The following is a 17,727-nucleotide window of genomic DNA, read 5'->3' on the forward strand; positions in this document are numbered from 1 at the left end:
TATTTGGATTTCAGGAATATTAATTCTTCCTTTGAATCAAGTAAAACGTTTTACTAAACCCAAATCTGCACACCACTTTCTTCATGAGGTGTTTTTGTTTGCCTCTTAAGTAAAACGTTTTACTTAAGCAATCCACACCAAAACAATTTACCCAAACTATGAAATGATATGATACTTTCAAGAACAAGAAAACTCAGAAATCCCCTCTTGTTGGCTTCGCTCTTCTTGATGTTAGGACAGGGTCCCATCAATGCAGAACCACTTGCTTTACAGATACAGGACCGATCGACACAAGGCGTAACGCTTAAAGGAAAAGTAACGGGTGAAACGGACAATCTTCCCATCCCGGGAGTTTCTGTTCTGGTAAAAGGAACCACCAATGGAACTGTCACTGACATTGACGGCAACTTTTTCCTATCCGTAAATGCAACAAATCCAATTTTGGTTTTTTCGTATATCGGATATACAAGCAAGGAAGTGAATGCTTCCAATCAGGAGGTATTCAATATCAGCCTTTCGGAGAATGTTTCGGAATTGGGGGAAATGGTTGTCATGGGGTACAGGTCCCAAAAAGGAGCCACGATTTCAGGCGCAATTGCTCCTGTGGATGTATCTGCATTGGAATCCAGAAGAGTACCAATCGTCACTCAAGCCTTGCAAGGACAAGTAGCAGGCGTTCAGGTAACGCAGAGTACCGGCGCACCAGGGGACGAGATTGAAATCAGAATCAGGGGAAACGGAACCATTGGAAACAACAATCCGCTTTATATCATTGACGGAATTCCGAGCAGAGAGATTTCGTTTTTGAATCCTGCGGACATTGAATCTATGACAGTGCTGAAGGATGCTGCAGCCTCCTCCATTTATGGTTCCAGGGCTTCCGCCGGAGTGGTAGTCATCACGACCAAAAGAGGAAAAGAAGGTCAGGGACTTCAAGTGAATTATTTCGGAGGCATCCAGAAGGTGAGAAATCTCCCAACGATGCTCAATGCTTCCCAATACATGAACAAAGTGGAGGAAGCTTGGAACAATGCCGGTTATTCAGGAACGAATCCCTATACTGCCGATAAAAACCGGACCGATTTGTCGGACACAAACTGGCTGGGTGAACTTTTTGAAGTGGGTAAAACGCACAATCTCCAATTATCGACCCAAGGAGGGAATGACAAAACCACTTACTTGATTTCCGGTGGATATTATGGACAGGACGGTATTGTCGTATCCAAAAACGACAAATTCCAAAGGTTGAATTTCAGAACCAATGTCACTTCAAAAGTGAATGACCGCGTTACCATTGGTGCAAACATGCAGGTTTCTTATACGCTACAGGATCGGATTTCATCAAGCGGAGATGCTCCGGGAATCATCAGGCATGCATTTTTGAGACCTCCAGTGCTTTCGGTTTTTAAGGATCCTTCTGATCCGACCTATACCGAAAACAGCCCCTACACCGATCTTCCTTTTTACAGAGGTCCAAACGACTACGAAAGTGGGAAATATGAATTCAGTCAAAACCCGATTGCCTTGGCCAATTTCACAGATGATAAATTGGAAAGGTTCAAAACCTTCGGGAACATTTTCGGAGAGTACAATATACTGAAGGATAAATCCTTAAAATTCAGGACCAATTTGGGTGCTGATATCAATTTCCTACACAACAAAGCTTTCAACACCAATTATGGTGATGATGATGGAGGAGGAGCCTCAGTTGATAGGGGTTTGGGAAGACAAAACAGACCCAATGGATTGTCTGAAATGCGTGGGCAGGATGTGACCATCACCTGGAACAATACCTTGAGCTACGACAAAACCTTTGGAAATCACTTCATCAGCGGTCTTTTGGGATCGGAATTCATCAACAATTCCTCATCAACAATGAATGCCTCCAGACAACGATTTGATTTTACATCACCCAACTTCAGGTACCTTGATTTTGGAGGAACTGAATTGGATCTGTGGAATGGCGGTTTGGGTGAAGAATGGTCGCTCTTTTCCTTTTTTGGATCGGCTACCTATGTCAACAGCGACAAATACATGGTGACTGCGAACCTAAGGGCGGATGCTTCTTCGAGATTTGCCAAAAACAACAAATGGGGGTATTTTCCCTCCGTTTCCGCAGGTTGGTTGATTTCCGAGGAGGACTTTATCAAAAATAGCGACAAGATCTCCGAACTCAAATTGAGAGGGAGTTGGGGACAGTTGGGAAACCAAGAAATTCCAAATTATGCCTATCTCACTTTGTTTCGAAGGGATGCAGACAGGTATTTGATTTCCCGTTATGGAAATCCTGATCTCAAATGGGAAACTACTACCCAATCCAATATTGGTTTGGATCTGGGAATGTTCAGGAACAAATTGTTTTTGAGTTTGGATTATTTCCAAAAAGTCACTTCGGACATCTTGTTGCCGATCTCACTTCCACAACTTGTGGGGGATGTGTCCGCCACCTTCCTGAATGCTGGCCAGGTCACAAACAGAGGTTTCGAAATGTCACTTTCTTACAGAAACAATGACAATCCATTCAAATATTTCATCAATGGAAATTTGACTTCCCTGAAAAACACTGTGGATATGCTGCATCCAAACCTTCCTTATATAGTGGGGAACGTGACCAGGGTACAGGCAGGCCATCCACTGAATGCGTACTATGGTTTTCTTCAGGAAGGCATTTACCAAAACCAGGAAGAAATCAACAATCACCTCACCGGTACGCCAAACCCAGCCCAAAAACCAGGTGATATCAAGTTCAAGGATTTGGATGGCAACGGGATCATCAATGACAACGATCGGGACTTTATCGGAAACCCAAATCCAAGGCTGGCTTTCGGGATGAATTTTGGAGGGAGTTTTAAATCTTTTGACATCAGCGTTCTCTTTCAGGGGGTGTCAGGTGTGGAAAGATACAATGACCTCAAGAAAATCATCGATTATGATACCAGACCATTCAATTACACTGACAGGGTTTTGAACAGCTGGAATGGAGAAGGATCCACCAATACAATTCCAAGGGTAAGCTTCACGGACAATGGAAGCAGTAGGGTCTCCGATATTTTTGTGGAGGATGCATCTTATCTAAGACTTAAAAATCTGGAGATTGGTTATAGCCTTCCGGCCAATAAAATCAAGGGTTTGGGGAATTTAAGGATTTATATGTCCGGCCAAAACCTGCTGACATTCACCAAATATTCAGGGTTGGACCCTGAGTCGACAAATCTGATTGATATGGGTACCTATCCACAATCGATGACATTGTTGATGGGTGTAAACGCTTCATTTTAAGGGAACAATTTAACAATCCAAAAAAAACCAGGAATATTCCTTGAAGGCCCAAGACCAAATAGAAAGCTTCTTTCAAAGTCCGGCTTCCAATATTCCAATCCAAAAAATAGCTGTTATGAAAAACATACTCAAAATTTTCTTTGTCGCTTCCATCGGATCCATGATGGGTTGCGAATCCTATATGGAGAAAGAACCCATAGGATTGATTACTCCAGATCAGATCAATACCGACCCAACGGTGCAATCCTTGACTTCCTCGGTGAATGCCACTTACCAACTGCTCTCCAATACTTTGAATGTCATCGGTCAATGGGATTGGACTGGAGGAAGGGTTTTGCGAAACGATTTCGTTGTTTATGACATCGCGTCTGGGGACATGATGAAAAAATGGAATCCGGATGGAGACCAAGCCTGGATGGATGAAGTGGCTTCCTTCAATTTCACCTCCATCAATGGCGCCTTCAATGGAGTTTGGAGTTACAACTACGAAGGGATTTCCAGAGCCAACTTGGCGATAAAAAGCCTTGAAAGCCAGGATTTAACAGGGTTGAATATGTCCCAAGAATTGAAAGACAGATTGCTTGGAGAAGCATATTTCCTGAGGGCCTTTTATTATTTTGATTTGGTCAATAATTTTGGAGACATCCCATTGTTAACCAAGCCCTTGGAAAATTTTTCTCAGGCGTATGAGGTTGCCGTAAGGGCGCCAAAAGCAGATGCGTTTGCATTGATCAAAGCGGATCTTGAAAAATCCCTAGGGTTCTTGCCTGTCAGGAAATATGCCAATGATGCAGAACCTTGGAGGGTTTCCATTGGCGCAGTAAAAGCCATGCAGGCCAAAGTGGCGCTTTTCCAGCAAGATTGGGTGGCCACATTGGGTTTTATCAACCAACTGGAGGCTTATGGTTTTTACCAATTGAACCCTAAATATTTTGATGCATTTGATGCTTCAAAAAAATTCCAGGAACAAGAAGTGATCCTGGCCTATGACCACAGAGAAGCCCAGAATCCTGGAAGGGGAAATGGTCTGGCGGCACTGACTGGCTGGGGATTTGTTGCTCCTTCGGAGAATTTCTTGCAGGCTTTCGAGCCAAACGATCCAAGATTGGCTTATACGGTGGAAGTGGAAGCGCGGCAGGTCCATAAAATATTGGGATCCACCGATGGTGCCTTTCGAGGTAATGATGACTCCCCGGGCAACAAGATTTATATCCGATATGCCGATGTCCTCCTTTGGAAAGCAGAAGCATTGATCCAAACCGGAGATATCACGGGTGGTTTGGTGCTGATCGACAAAATTAGGGAAAGAGCCAGAACAAGCCCTCAAATTGATGGAAGTGCTGTTCCTGCAGATGCACTTCCAGCCTACTCCGGAAAGAGCCTGACCAAGAATCAGGCGATCGAAGCCCTTATCCATGAAAGAAGAGTAGAGTTGGGATTTGAATCCCATAGGTTCAATGATCTTAAAAGATGGGGAATAGCCAAAGAAGTTTTGACGGCCTTGGGGAAAAATTTCCAGGACCATCATTATCTGTATCCCGTTCCACAAGGGGAAATCGACAGATCCGGTGCCCAAATCACACAAAATCCGGGATATTGATCCATTGAATCTCCCCAACCTGTTCGATCAAATCAAGGGAATTTTCATATATTCCCTTGATTTTTATACAGGTCAAAACCTTAAATTTTACAATCAAAAATACTATAGCCCATGCTACGCCAAATTACATTCATTGCTTCCCTCATTCTCACTGTTTCTTCTTCGGTCTTTGCCCAGGAAAAACCGTGGATGATGGGGCCTTTTACAAGAGGAATCGATCCAAAACCAATTATCGAACCCATTACCAATACTTCTTTCAAGGATCCAATGACCGGAAAAAAAGTCAAATGGGAATCCATGGCAACTTTTAATCCAGCCGCGGTGATTAAAAATGACACCATTCAGCTTTTTTATAGGGCTGAGGAAAAATTAGGCGAACAAGAGATTGGGGGACATACTTCCAGATTGGGCTTGGCAACCTCTGTAGATGGGATCAATTTTGAACGAAAAAAACAACCCGTCTTTTATCCGGACCATGACAATCAAAAGGAATTCGAGTGGACCGGTGGAACCGAAGACCCTAGAATCGTGGAAACCGAAGACGGAACCTATGTGCTGACCTATACTCAGTGGAATCGGGAATACCCAAGATTGGCGGTAGCCACTTCCAGGGATCTGAAAAATTGGACCAAATATGGTCCAATCTTCAAAACTTGGAAAGACGGAAAATACCATAATTTGGAAACCAAGTCTGGTGCCATTGTCACGGAATTAAAGGACGGGAAATTGATAGCTGCCAAAATTCACGGTAAATATTGGATGTATTATGGCGTCCCTCATATTTGGTTGGCCAGCTCCACGGATTTGATCAACTGGGAACCTGTTGAAACCCATGAGGGAAATCTGGCTCCGGTTTTGAGCCCAAGACCTGGATATTTCGATTCTTGGTTGGTGGAGGCCGGACCTCCTCCTGTGGTGACTGAAGACGGAATCGTCGTGCTTTATAATGCAGGAAATTCTAATGCAATCGGTGTTAAGGAATTGGGCAACAGAATCTATACAGGTGGACAAGCCTTATTTGATCTTGAAGAACCTTGGAAATTGAAGGACCGATCAGAACATCCTTTTATCAAACCGGAATTACCCTTTGAAAAATCCGGACAATATGTGGACGGTACCACTTTCATCGAAGGCTTGGTATTCAAAAAAGATACCTGGTTTCTGTATTACGGAACAGCCGACAGTAGGGTAGGTGTGGTGACTTGGACCGATAAGTAACGGGGAAGTTTAAGTTTTCCGAATTTTTCATTTAATTTGAGTTAAGAGTTATCCGTATGAATGATTTTGATAAATACAATCTCTGGGGGATTGATTTGGGAGGTACTAAAATTGAAGGGATTGTCCTGAAATCTTTCCAAGAACCCAAATCCTTATTGCGGCTGAGGGTACCCACTGAAGCGCATTTGGGATATGAGCATATTTTGCATCAAGTCAAAATACTGGTCGATCAAATGGAAGCCAAAGTCGGATTCCGACCCGAAATCATTGGTGTGGGAACTCCCGGAGTGTACATTCCCCATCAGGGCCAAATGAAGAACTGCAATGCCACGGTAGTCAATGGACGGGATTTGAAAAAGGATTTGGAGAAAATTTTGAGAATGCCTTTGGTCCTTGCCAATGATGCGAATTGCTTTGCTTTGGCCGAAACCAAACTTGGGGTGGTAGCCGACAAATATCCAGATGCCGAGGTCGTATTTGGAATTATTTTGGGTACCGGAGTGGGAGGAGGATTGGTGGTCAATGGAAAAGTGATCCAAGGGAAACATGGGATAGGAGGGGAGTGGGGACACAATTACCTATATCCCGGAGAAGGTAAAATCTGTTATTGCGGAAAACAAGGCTGTAACGAACAGATTCTTTCAGGACCGGCCCTTGAAGCATATTATACCCAAAAGTCTGGAAATCAAATTTCTTTACAGAAAATTTACGAAAATCATCTAAAGGGTACAGATCCTATTGCTTCGCGAACAATCGAAAGACTCTTGACAGGATTTGCAAAGGCCCTGAGCGTTGTTGTCAATATCGTGGATCCGGATGTCATTGTCATGGGGGGAGGAGTAAGCAATATTGACAGCCTCTACACAGAAACTTACGGCATTCTGAAAGAAATGATTTTCAATCATGAATTCGAAACCCCACTTGTCAAAGCCCAGTTGGGGGATAGTGCAGGTGTTTTTGGAGCGGCTTTATTGGCAAACCTTCCAAATTCCATTAAAATTATGCATCCTGCCTGAAACCATATCAATTTAAGGAAGGCCAATTTTATTTGGTTTTTAAAGAACAAAGCCATATCTCCAGGCTCAAGGGATTGATCTTAAAATCCTTGATAACTGGAAATATGGCTTAAATCTGTGTTCTGCATTACCATTTCTATTCCAGTCTGAAATTGATAATCACAGTTAATTAAAATCTTGAAAGGAGTTCGTAATGCCTCAAACGGGTTAAAAGTCTGTTTACAAAAAAAAATGAATTTTGGTTGGTTATTTGAAAAAGACAACTGATATTGAAACTAATTATATAAAAAGATCGTGTTTAAAGTTATTTACTGGGAATCCTTCAGCTCTTGGAGGATTTTCAGCTATTTTAATTGAATTCGGATTTTGAATCTGGAATTTGGAATATTTTCAACTTAAAATTTTATCGCATGAGATCATTATTGTATTTGATTGCTGTCATTGTCATCATTGGATGGATTATAGGATTCTTTGTTTATAGCATTGGTGCCATCATTCATTTCCTTTTGGTAGTTGCGGCTATATCCATTCTATTGGCAGTGATCAGAAGAGCTTAGCTATTCTAGACACATTGAATTCAGAGGTTTCACCAAAGGTCTTCGCCAAAGAATCGATTTTAAATTCCTTTCCAAAGTGAATTTTATCTGTTCTGTTGATTGTAAAGTTTGATTTTCTCATTGAGCAATTTGAAATCCAATTTGCCCTTCACTTCTTTGAGGTGATGGACGATTGCCAATGCTTTGATGAGTCTGCTGTTGCTGGTCTTTAATTTCGAAACAAGGTAGACCAAACTCCTTTGTTTGCCTTTGGTCAGTGCTCTAAAGTAGAAATTGCCTTCATCATCCTGATCCAACAAAACCTGGAATTCCTCAGGCATTTCATGTCCATATTCGGAAAGGTCCTTCACCAGACTGATCTTGATAATTTGGTCATTCATGAGATTTAATTCTTCCCGATGTTTTTTGTTCACGAGAACAAACCAATAGCTTTCTGATTTCATCAATGCGGCTTGGAAGGTGACCTGATCATTGATTTTACAGATTATCCGCTTGTTCTCTCCTTCTATGAGCCTCAGGGCAATGGCATCTGGCACTGGAAAATGATATTGCCAGAGATTGGAATCGAACTTTTGAAGAGAAGTGCTGAATATTTCCATCGTCGGATATGCCAAGTCAGGAGGCTTTTTTTGGCCCACATTTACTGCAACCGCAGCCATCTGCTTGAACTAGGTTTTTGGACTTGAAAAAGGTCTTGTACACCCAAAAGAAGACCACTGCCAAGAAGAGACTGAATACAATGATTTCCTGCCACATAATAGTATTGTTAAGATAGGAGTTGATACGTAATCAATGCTGCAAAATAAGCCAAGCCGGTCATGAAGACGGTTTGGATAACTGGCCATTTCCAGCTTTTCGTTTCCCTATACACCACCGCCAATGTACTCATGCACTGCATCGCAAAAGCATAGAAGACCATGAGGGAGAAAACGGTGGCTGTATTGAAGATTGGCGCTCCAGTGATGGGGTCTGTTTCCTGGGCCAGTTTTTCCCGGATGGTCAACTCATTGTCCACATCTCCACCGATGCTGTAAATGGTGGCAATGGTGGAAACAAAGACTTCCCTCGCGGCAAAGGAGGTGATCAAAGCAATGCCGATTTTCCAGTCATATCCCAAAGGCCTAATGACAGGTTCGATGGTTTTGCCCAAGATACCAATATAGGAAGCCTCCAGTTTTTTGGAAGCAAATTTGTTTTCGGATTCCAAAAGCGCCTCACCTTCCAAACCCTGAATGGCTACCTCCCTTTCGGTATCCAATTGTGTCATTCTTTCTGAAGGTCCATAAGAGGCCAAGACCCAGAGAATAATAGAAATGGCCATGATCACTTTTCCAGCTTCGACCACAAATGTTTTTGACTTGGAATACATGGTGATCAAGACATCTTTCCATCCTGGAATCCTGTAAATGGGCAATTCTATAATCAAGTAACTCTTCTCTTTGGTTTTGAGGATTTTGTTCAGGATCCAAGCGGAAGCCAACACGGCCACTATCCCCAAAATATACATGGAGAGCAGGGTGAGGGCCTGAAGGTTGACAAAACCATAATTTTCATTCGGCACAGCCAATCCAATCAAAATAATATAAACCGGCAATCTTGCCGAGCAACTCATAAAAGGAGTCACCAAAATCGTGATCAAACGCTCTTTGGAATTGCTGATATTTCTCGTTGCCATGATGCCGGGGATAGCGCAGGCTACTCCGGAAACCAAGGGAACCACACTTTTGCCATGAAGTCCAAAAGGTCTCATCAGCCGGTCCATCAAAAAAACAACCCGGGACATGTAGCCAGTCCCTTCCAAAATGGCCAGAAATCCGAAAAGCAAGGCAATCTGCGGAATGAAAATCATGATGCCCCCGATGCCGGGAACAATGCCCTCCGCCAATAGAGAAGTGAGGGCTCCAGCTGGCAAATGCTCAGTAAGCCATTGACTGATGTTGGCAAACAAGCCATCGATCAAATCCATGGGAAATTCCGCCCAGGAAAATACAGCTTGGAAAATCACCAACATGATCCCCAAAAAAACCGCATAGCCACCGATTTGGTGGATCAATATCTTATCCAGGGCACGGGTGAGGTTTTTGGACTCAATGGGTTTTTTGAGGATAGCCTTCTCAAGGACTTTGGAAATAAGGCCGAATCTCATTTCGGTTTCTTGTATTTGGGCTTTTGCCAAGTTAAAATCATGGGCGATGACCAAGGCCTCGAGCCAATCTTTCTGTTCTTTTTTTAAGATTGATTCCTGTTCTTGAAAACCCAAGAGTTGAAATGCCTGATAGGAGGTTTTGAGCCCGAATTTTGATTGGATGGCATTGGATAACGTCTCTGAAAGGATGTCGTCCATTTTGATGAATCCCGGTGCTTCGAGGAAATTTTCGGTATAAAGCAGGTCTTTTATCTCCTCGATGCCTTTTGGTTTTCTGGCGTCCGTCAGCAAAATCGGAATGCCCAAGGATTTGAAAAGTGAAAACGCCTTGATTTCAATCCCGTTTTTTTCTGCCAAATCCACCATATTGATCACCAAAGCCATTGGGATTCCCAAATCCATGATTTGAGAACATAGCAAAAGTCCCCTTTCCAAATTGGACGCATCAGCAATCACCATCGCGTAATCGGGATGTTCGCTTTGATCGTAGCTGTTGAGCACCCGATGTGCGATGACTTCATCTTCAGAATTTGGATGCAGGCTGTAAGTGCCAGGCAAATCGATTAGACTGAATTTTTTATTTTTGATCTCACAACTGCCTACCGTTTTGTCCACGGTGACGCCAGGATAATTTCCGATTTTTTGTTTGAGGCCTGTGAGTTGATTGAAAATAGTGGATTTGCCGACATTGGGATTGCCCACGATGGCCACTTCAATGGTTTTAGTCTGGAGGATGGATTGAGATGATCCCATTATTTTTTTATTAAATCGATTTCGATCGCAGCAGCTTCTGAAACCCTGATTGCGACGATGTTGTTTTCAATCTGAAAAGCGATGGGACCACCCCAAATTGCACTGTTGAGAAATTCAATGGTCTTGCCAGGTCGAATTCCCATTTCCATTAGGGTCAACTTGGTTTCAGCATCTCCTATCGCTTTCACGATGCCGATATTGCCTTTTTTCATTGAATCTGCGGTCATTTTTGGATGGGATATATTTGACAACTCAGCGGGTTTATATTGAATCCTGAAAATTTTTAAGCAATTACCTTGGTGGGAATTGTTTTATTTAGATCAATTATCAATAAGCCAAATTTACAAAATCAAGTCAATATAAAAGGTTTTTGGAGGGAGAAATATTGGTAAAAATTTAAAGTGATATAAGCGCTTTGATAAAAGAGTTTTTGGTTTTACTTTTCTTATATATTTCGAAAATGCAGAATTGGGATGATCTTTGATTTATAGCGAAATCAAAAGCCAAAGGCCATGCAGGCCTGCTTTTCATTTGTGGTACCAATTCATAAAATTAGCCAATGAAATTTCTCTCAACCGAACTTACCATTTTTCTTCAGAACAAACCCGGCCGTCGGAATCTTAAACTACTTTTTAGATTTTTGTTGGTTTTAATGGTCATGATCTTGGTGTTTACTCTGATTTTCCATTTGTTGATGTTGAGAGAAGGACGTGTTTTTTCTTGGACAACAGGGTTTTACTGGACGCTGACCGTGATGTCCACGCTGGGTTTTGGAGACATTACATTTCACAGTGATTTGGGTCGGTTTTTTACCGTCATCGTTCTTTTATCCGGAATGGTTTTTCTTTTGATTCTTTTTCCCTTTACGTTTATCAACTTCTTTTATTCCCCTTGGATGAAAGCCCAGGAACAGGCCCAAGTGCCAAGGGAGTTGCCAAAGGATACCAAAGGTCACGTGGTGCTCACACGATACGGCGCAGTGACAGAGGCATTGATTAAAAAATTGAATCGATTCCAATATGCCTACGTCGTACTCGTGTCGGACCTGGCAGAGGGTTTGAGGCTTAGGGAGTTAGGGGTAAATGTGATGTTGGGGGATTTGGATGATCCGGAAACCTACCGTAGAGGACGGGTGGAGAATGCAGCCTTGGTGGCCACTACGGAAACAGATGTAATCAACACCAACGTGGCCTTCACTGTAAGGGGAATCAGCAAAGATGTACCCATCATCTCTACCTGTAATTTTGAAGCGTCTGTAGATATCCTCAAATTGGCAGGAAGCAACCATGTGCTGCAACTGGGAGAAATCATGGGCGTTTTCCTATCCAGACGGGCAAGTGGAGGAGATGCCAGTGCCCAGGTTATTGGTCGATTCGGTGACTTGCTCATTGCAGAGGCTACAGTGGCGGGTTCTAGTTTGGTAGGGCAAACACTACGGGAAACCAAACTTCGCGAGCAAATTGGTGTCAGCGTGGTAGGTGTTTGGGAAAGAGGTAAATTTCAATCAGCACAACCTGATACCAGAATTACCCAAACTACGGTGATTGTACTTGCGGGCACCGAAGCACAAATAGAAATTTATAATTCGAAATTCCATGTAGAAGCCATCATGAGTGCGCCCGTGGTGATTTTGGGAGGAGGACGTGTTGGGCGCGCCACCGGCCGTGCATTGGCCGCCAGGAATTTGGATTATCGGATTGTGGAAAAAGATCCACTTCGGGTAAAAGGAGACAAGAGAACCATTATCGGGGATGCTGCAGAACTCGAAGTGCTCAAAGAAGCCGGTATAGAGGATTCACCTTGTGTGATCATTACGACGCATGATGATGATGTCAATGTTTATCTTACCATTTATTGCAGGTTGTTAAGGCCGGATATCCAGATTATTACCCGATCTACTTTGGAGAGGAACATTGGTACAATACACAGGGCCGGTTCGGATTTCGTCATGTCCTATGCCTCCATGGGGGCCAATACGATTCTCAATCTTCTCCAGCGAAGTGATATTTTAATGGTCGCCGAAGGCTTGGATCTGATAAAGGTGAAGGTGCCAAAACAATTGGCGGGCCATACCATTGCGGATTCTTCCATCAGAAAAGAGACCGGCTGTACCGTGATCGCCGTCAAAATAGAGGATTCCATGAATATCAATCCAGAACCTTCACTGGTATTGCCCGAAGATGGAGAAATTATATTGATAGGAACAGTGGAGTCAGAAAACAGATTTTTCAAAACCTATGGCGGTAATTGAATTCTAAAAGTCAAACATCATTTTGTGTTTTTTTTTCGATATCAGAATTTTTAACCATGCAGAGTCTGATGTGTAAAACCCATTTTCACAAATGGTGCTTTGCTGCAGCCGAGTCCAGTAAATACAATAATGGAAGCATCTGTAAAATAGAAAATTGCTTGCGGGCTCCTTTGGTTTGCCAAGGCTCCCTTTTTATTGAATTTATGTAAAAGCCATGCTTTTGAGCATTGGAAATTTGATTTCAATAGGATTAATGTTTATTATATTGACTTATAAATGTCAATTAAATAAACAATGGAGAATTTACCCAGAATCATAGCAGAGCTGAAGGAAATGGAGAAAAGGATAGACGCCAAGCTTGATTCGATTTTACTTCAAAATCCAAATCCTTTTCCCTTTGAGAGAATCAAAAAAGGAAAGAGATTGAAATGTTTTTGCAGGGCAAGCCGTCTGTTGATCGAAGCGGATTGGGTGGATGACGCCCGGATTTTGTTGGAGGAAATGGAGAAGGAAGGCTTGAAATGGAGGCAATGAAAATCCCGAATTCAATCATGGCTTAAGGATCTTGTCCGGGCTACCTATTTTGAGCCTAAAAAAATAGTGGTTTTAGTGTCAAATTCATTTAAATCTCGATCACGTGATATCCTATTCAGCCGCTATGGATGTTATTATGGAAAAGGACAAGAAAGGTCAAACAATTTGAAATCAAGATAACCATGGGTTTCATTTTCTGAAGGGGTCCAAATAACCCTAAAGATAAATGGATTGTGGGTGGTGGTTAAATGGGCATCCTGTCAAATCCACTCTTCTTTATTTGTTATTCACGTTTTTTGCGGTTTTTTGTAGGAATTGGCTTTTGATTTATTTTCATAATCCTTAAATTTCAGGGATTTTAAAACTATTTCACCCGAATTTAAACTTTTTACATGAAATTTGGACTGCTCTTCATCATAATGATTTTGTCAGCAGCTGTCATTAACAGCTTGATATTGATCATTAAAAGAGAGGAAGGTATTAGAAATAGTCTAATGCTTGATACTTCATTGTTTTTTTATAATCTGCCATTGCTGGCCTATTTTCTTTGGTTCGAGGCGGGTTTTATTGTGGAAGCTCCCCATTTGCTTAGGGTATTGAGTCCAGTCATTTATTTATGCGCTCCGTTTTTTTACTTTTTCATCAGGAATTCCCTTTTCAATACCACAGGATTCAGGAAATTGGATTGGATTCATTTTCTCCCTGCCTTGTTTCATTTATTGGAACTCATCCCTTTTTTTATGCAATCCTATGAAGTGAAACTTTCAATTGCAGAGACTTTGGTTTCGGATCCCACACTACTGAATGTTCTGCCAAGTGGTCTTATTCCGATCAGTTTTCATTATTCTTTTAGAATATTTTTGCAGACTGCCTATTTTGTGTATGCAGTATATCTGGTTTATACAATTAGACCTGACCTTTTAAGGGGATTCAAAAGAAATCTGAAACAAAGTTGGTTGGTAATTGTATTGTTTTTCATGGGATGGGTGGTGGTTTTTCAATTGATTTTTTCAGTATTGGATGTTTTGAAAAAGCTTGAATTGATGGATTTATCCAATGTAAATATGACGATGCGTCTCCTTTCCTTGGTTGGGATTTTATTGCTTAACGTATTCATAAATTTCAAGCCAATGTTTTTGGTGAGAAATGCATATCCGGAGTTCGGCAAACCACGAAGGAAAATCAAGAATTTTGGAAAGAAAGCGCATCTTCCAACCGAGTTGGAAGATGCGGGGCCTATTTCTACTATTGAGGCTGACAAACCTCTTTTGGAGGAATATAATGAAAGCTTGAAAGGCAAAATAATCCATCTTTTGGAGCAAGGGTTGGTCATTAATGAAAAGGGAATGACCCTCATGCTTTTTTCAATTAAGCTGGGAATTCCGCCCAAATTGGTTTCACAAGAAATAAACAAGGAATTTGGCAAGGGATTCAATGAGCTCTTGAACCAATACAGAATCAAATTTGCCATAGAAAAAATTGAACATGGATACCTGGATGATTTCACCGTAGAGGCACTCGGCGAACTTTCAGGTTTCAATTCCAGGACTACATTTTTTAATGCCTTCAAGAAAGAAATCGGTTGCAGTCCAAAAGAATTTTGGAAACGCTACCAACATTCTTTGGGTCAACAATGATTTTTTTGGTTGATAAACAGTGAGTTTGATTCTGTTTCAAGAGTCAAACAATCCGGATTTAGGCCATTTAGTTAACTTTTCCTTCCAATGTTCTCATGGTACAACCAATTTTACACACCAGTTTTTAAGAATCAAATACTGATACTATGCCCCCATACTTCTTGTTGATGTGGTTTTCTATTCTTTTTTGTACAGCTAATGTGGTCACTCCTGTATAGAAGCGATCCAATTGGGTTGAAAAGAGGATATAAAGGAAAAAATGTCCCATAAACAAAAAATGCCACCAAAAGAGGTGGCATCAAAAGTGGGCCCACCTGGAATCGAATCAAGCACCTACTGCCACGAAAGCTTCCGGGGGAGTCAGTTTGATTTGTGTTTCAACAGGAACTTTGCTTGTATTTCCGGATATTTTTTAAGGTTAATGATATATATTTTAGATTTCATTTTTTTGATATGGATTTCTATTTTCCTTGCCTGTGAAAAATCCTCACATTGAATGTAATGGTGAAGGACCCAGTCATTTGCCTTTTGGGTAAAATTCAATTTCCCATACTTCTTGTTGATGTGGTTTTCTATTCTTTCTTGTACAGCTAATGTGGTCACTCCTGTATAGAAGCGGTCCAATTGGGTTGAAAAGAGGATATAAAGGAAAAAATGTCCCATAAACAAAAAATGCCACCAAAAGAGGTGGCATCAAAAGTGGGCCCACTTGGAATCGAACCAAGCACCTACTGATTATGAGTCAGTTGCTCTAACCGAATGAGCTATAGGCCCAATTATTTTAAATTTCAAGACCTTTTCTCCCGATCACTATTGGGTAAGCCATGGGCAGGAATTGAAACATGAAATTCAAGGCCAAACCTTGCATTTCGGATTGCAATGTTACATATTTGGTTTTAATTATACAACTTGCGCACAATGAAAAAACTCGAAAACATCGATTTTTTGATCTTCGATTTGGGGAATGTCATTATTGATATTGATTATGCATTTACAATCAATACGTTAAAAAATTTACTTTCCGATGATAAGCACATATTGACGAATAGTTTTTTTCCAGCCAAATTTCACAAAGACTTTGAAAAGGGCTTGATCAGTGCAGAAGAATTTCGAAATGCAGTAAGAAATCATTTTCAGGAGGATTGGAGCGATGCGTTAATCGATGAGCTATGGAACAGCTTGCTCAAACACATTCCCATGGAAAGAATCGAACTGATCAAGGAACTGGGTAAGGATTTTGGGCTTGCCGTCCTGAGCAATACCAACAGTATACATGTTGACAAACTGGATCAAATCCTCTTGGAGGATACTGGTGAGGCTTCCCTGAATGTCCTTTTCGACAGGGTGTTTTTCAGTCACGAAATGGGGTTGTCGAAACCCGACGAGGAAATTTATAAATCCGTTATCCAGGAACTTGGGGTTCAACCTGAAAGAACCCTGTTTTTTGATGATCTTTTGGAGAACTTAAATGGGGCCAAAAAAGTTGGGTTACAAACTTTCCATATCAATCACGACAAAGCCCTAATTCGTTTTTTTCAGGATGTATAGTAAAAAAGAATATCTTAGACACGGAATACTGTTTATTGTTACCTTGATCGCGACCACCCTTGCTGGTGGGGAATGGCTTTTTGGAAAATCGATTCTTGGAAAAGACGATGGGTTCCTTACCTGGGAATACTTCTTGAAATCACTTCATTTTTCGATTCCCTTTATCGGTATCTTGTTTATCCATGAAATGGGACATTTGCTCACCTCGATCAAGCATCGTGTGAAGTCGTCCTTGCCTTATTTTATCCCTGCTTGGTTGGGTTTTTTGGGTGTGCCATCTCTAGGAACCTTTGGCGCCATCATCCGAATGAAAGGTTTTATCAATAGCCGGAAAAAATTCTTTGACATAGGGGTTGCAGGTCCTATTGCGGGATTCGTAATCGCCTTTGCTGTATTGGTTTATGGATTTACACATTTGCCTGAGGCGGATTACATCTATGAAATCCATCCAGAATACCTTGATCCAGATTTTGAGGGACACACTGCCGAAGAAGGATATGTCACACTGGAAATGGGCTATAACCTTTTGTTTTATGGAATGGAAAAGATACTTGCGGATCCCGAAAGGATGCCCAACATGTCAGAAATCATCCATTATCCCTATATTTTTGCCGGTTATCTGGCCCTTTTTTTTACCGCACTCAATCTGCTGCCCATTGGGCAACTGGATGGGGGACATGTGATTTTTGGTTTGTTCCCAAGGACTCATAAAAACATATCATTGGCCTTCTATACTGCCTTTTTGTTTTATGCAGGGCTGGGCATTATCAATCCCTATCATGAGTTCAGTAGTCTTATCATTGCATTACCACTCTATATTGGCTTTCTGTTTATCTGTTTTCAGAAGGCTGGACTGCCATTACAGATGAGGTGGGCAATTGTATTGGTATTGGCCACAGTACAATATTTACTGGCATTCTATTTCCCTACTATCGAAGGATACAGTGGTTGGCTCTTCTTTGGGTTTTTGATGGGAAGGGTGATGGGCATCGTCCATCCAGAAGTCAGTGGTCTCAAGGAGCTGGATAGAAAGAGAAAAATAATTGGTTGGATCGCTATTTTGATTTTTATCCTTTGTTTTACCCCACAACCCTTTATGACTGGTTAATAAACCAAAGAAGAGGACTCAAGAGCCCTCTTCTTTGTTGTTTGCAAGTGGTCATTATTTCAGCGTGTTAGGATTGTATC

At 41.6% G+C, this 17,727-nt stretch carries 16 protein-coding genes and 1 tRNA gene; 10 read left to right on the forward strand and 7 right to left on the reverse strand.

Annotated features, from left to right (window positions below; genetic code table 11):
- Positions 1 to 168 precede the first annotated feature (168 nt).
- The 5 genes from Q7J63_RS12065 to Q7J63_RS12085 all read left to right on the forward strand — a co-directional run bounded on the left by Q7J63_RS12065 (position 169) and on the right by Q7J63_RS12085 (position 7,670).
- Entirely contained in the window at positions 169 to 3,279 is a 3,111-nt protein-coding gene (locus Q7J63_RS12065) for a TonB-dependent receptor (RefSeq protein ID WP_304886401.1), read from the forward strand.
- A gap of 115 nt (positions 3,280 to 3,394) precedes the next feature.
- Positions 3,395 to 4,879: a RagB/SusD family nutrient uptake outer membrane protein gene (locus tag Q7J63_RS12070; RefSeq protein WP_304886403.1), complete on the forward strand. Its 1,485-nt coding sequence runs from the start codon at positions 3,395 to 3,397 to the stop codon at positions 4,877 to 4,879.
- A 111-nt stretch (positions 4,880 to 4,990) separates the two neighbouring features.
- The gene (locus Q7J63_RS12075) at positions 4,991 to 6,097 is read left to right on the forward strand and encodes a glycoside hydrolase family 130 protein (protein ID WP_304886405.1); all 1,107 of its coding nucleotides are present in this window, start codon (positions 4,991 to 4,993) and stop codon (positions 6,095 to 6,097) included.
- Between the two features lie 56 nt (positions 6,098 to 6,153).
- A complete protein-coding gene (locus Q7J63_RS12080) occupies positions 6,154 to 7,113 on the forward strand; it encodes an ROK family protein (protein WP_304886407.1) in 960 nt (319 codons plus the stop codon).
- 410 nt (positions 7,114 to 7,523) lie between these two features.
- Entirely contained in the window at positions 7,524 to 7,670 is a 147-nt protein-coding gene (locus Q7J63_RS12085) for a lmo0937 family membrane protein (protein ID WP_139189649.1), read from the forward strand.
- Between the two features lie 83 nt (positions 7,671 to 7,753).
- On the opposite strand, the gene Q7J63_RS12090 is transcribed toward Q7J63_RS12085, so the two are convergent.
- The 4 genes from Q7J63_RS12090 to Q7J63_RS12100 are packed head-to-tail and all read right to left on the reverse strand — an operon-like array spanning position 7,754 to position 10,796.
- Positions 7,754 to 8,329 carry a YdeI/OmpD-associated family protein gene (locus tag Q7J63_RS12090; RefSeq protein WP_304886409.1) on the reverse strand — a complete coding sequence of 192 codons (576 nt, stop codon included), beginning with the start codon at positions 8,327 to 8,329 and terminating at the stop codon, positions 7,754 to 7,756.
- The gene (locus Q7J63_RS20865; RefSeq protein WP_370691898.1) at positions 8,286 to 8,426 is read right to left on the reverse strand and encodes a FeoB-associated Cys-rich membrane protein; all 141 of its coding nucleotides are present in this window, start codon (positions 8,424 to 8,426) and stop codon (positions 8,286 to 8,288) included. Before Q7J63_RS20865 ends, Q7J63_RS12090 begins: the two co-directional genes overlap by 44 nt.
- Positions 8,427 to 8,436: 10 nt before the next feature.
- Positions 8,437 to 10,569 carry a ferrous iron transport protein B gene (feoB, locus tag Q7J63_RS12095; protein ID WP_304886411.1) on the reverse strand — a complete coding sequence of 711 codons (2,133 nt, stop codon included), beginning with the start codon at positions 10,567 to 10,569 and terminating at the stop codon, positions 8,437 to 8,439.
- Positions 10,569 to 10,796 carry a FeoA family protein gene (locus Q7J63_RS12100; RefSeq protein ID WP_026333546.1) on the reverse strand — a complete coding sequence of 76 codons (228 nt, stop codon included), beginning with the start codon at positions 10,794 to 10,796 and terminating at the stop codon, positions 10,569 to 10,571. The genes feoB and Q7J63_RS12100 overlap by 1 nt, the downstream gene beginning before the upstream one ends.
- 332 nt (positions 10,797 to 11,128) lie before the next feature.
- Here Q7J63_RS12100 and Q7J63_RS12105 point away from each other — a divergent pair, with 332 nt between their 5' ends.
- From Q7J63_RS12105 to Q7J63_RS12115, 3 genes are all read left to right on the forward strand, one after another.
- Positions 11,129 to 12,820, forward strand: coding sequence for a TrkA family potassium uptake protein (locus Q7J63_RS12105; RefSeq protein WP_304886413.1), 1,692 nt, complete (start codon positions 11,129 to 11,131; stop codon positions 12,818 to 12,820).
- 294 nt (positions 12,821 to 13,114) lie between these two features.
- Positions 13,115 to 13,354 (forward strand): hypothetical protein, encoded by a 240-nt coding sequence (locus tag Q7J63_RS12110; RefSeq protein WP_019597151.1) that lies wholly within the window; start codon positions 13,115 to 13,117, stop codon positions 13,352 to 13,354.
- A gap of 494 nt (positions 13,355 to 13,848) precedes the next feature.
- On the forward strand, positions 13,849 to 14,991 hold the full coding sequence (locus Q7J63_RS12115) for an AraC family transcriptional regulator (protein WP_304886416.1): 1,143 nt from the start codon (positions 13,849 to 13,851) through the stop codon (positions 14,989 to 14,991).
- 124 nt (positions 14,992 to 15,115) lie between these two features.
- On the opposite strand, the gene Q7J63_RS20870 is transcribed toward Q7J63_RS12115, so the two are convergent.
- The 3 genes from Q7J63_RS20870 to Q7J63_RS12120 all read right to left on the reverse strand — a co-directional run bounded on the left by Q7J63_RS20870 (position 15,116) and on the right by Q7J63_RS12120 (position 15,765).
- Positions 15,116 to 15,259 (reverse strand): GIY-YIG nuclease family protein, encoded by a 144-nt coding sequence (locus Q7J63_RS20870; protein WP_019597149.1) that lies wholly within the window; start codon positions 15,257 to 15,259, stop codon positions 15,116 to 15,118.
- Positions 15,260 to 15,351: 92 nt separating this feature from the next.
- A complete protein-coding gene (locus tag Q7J63_RS20875) occupies positions 15,352 to 15,654 on the reverse strand; it encodes a GIY-YIG nuclease family protein (RefSeq protein ID WP_370691899.1) in 303 nt (100 codons plus the stop codon).
- 37 nt (positions 15,655 to 15,691) lie between these two features.
- Positions 15,692 to 15,765 (reverse strand) — tRNA-Ile (locus Q7J63_RS12120).
- A 144-nt stretch (positions 15,766 to 15,909) separates the two neighbouring features.
- On the opposite strand from Q7J63_RS12120, the gene Q7J63_RS12125 reads away from it, so the two are divergent.
- The gene (locus tag Q7J63_RS12125) at positions 15,910 to 16,539 is read left to right on the forward strand and encodes an HAD family phosphatase (protein ID WP_304886418.1); all 630 of its coding nucleotides are present in this window, start codon (positions 15,910 to 15,912) and stop codon (positions 16,537 to 16,539) included.
- A complete protein-coding gene (locus Q7J63_RS12130) occupies positions 16,532 to 17,647 on the forward strand; it encodes a site-2 protease family protein (RefSeq protein WP_304886420.1) in 1,116 nt (371 codons plus the stop codon). Before Q7J63_RS12125 ends, Q7J63_RS12130 begins: the two co-directional genes overlap by 8 nt.
- The last annotated feature ends 80 nt before the right edge of the window (positions 17,648 to 17,727 follow it).

The sequence above is a fragment of the Rhodonellum sp. genome, from assembly GCF_030656585.1.
GTDB classification, from domain to species: domain Bacteria; phylum Bacteroidota; class Bacteroidia; order Cytophagales; family Cyclobacteriaceae; genus Rhodonellum; species Rhodonellum psychrophilum.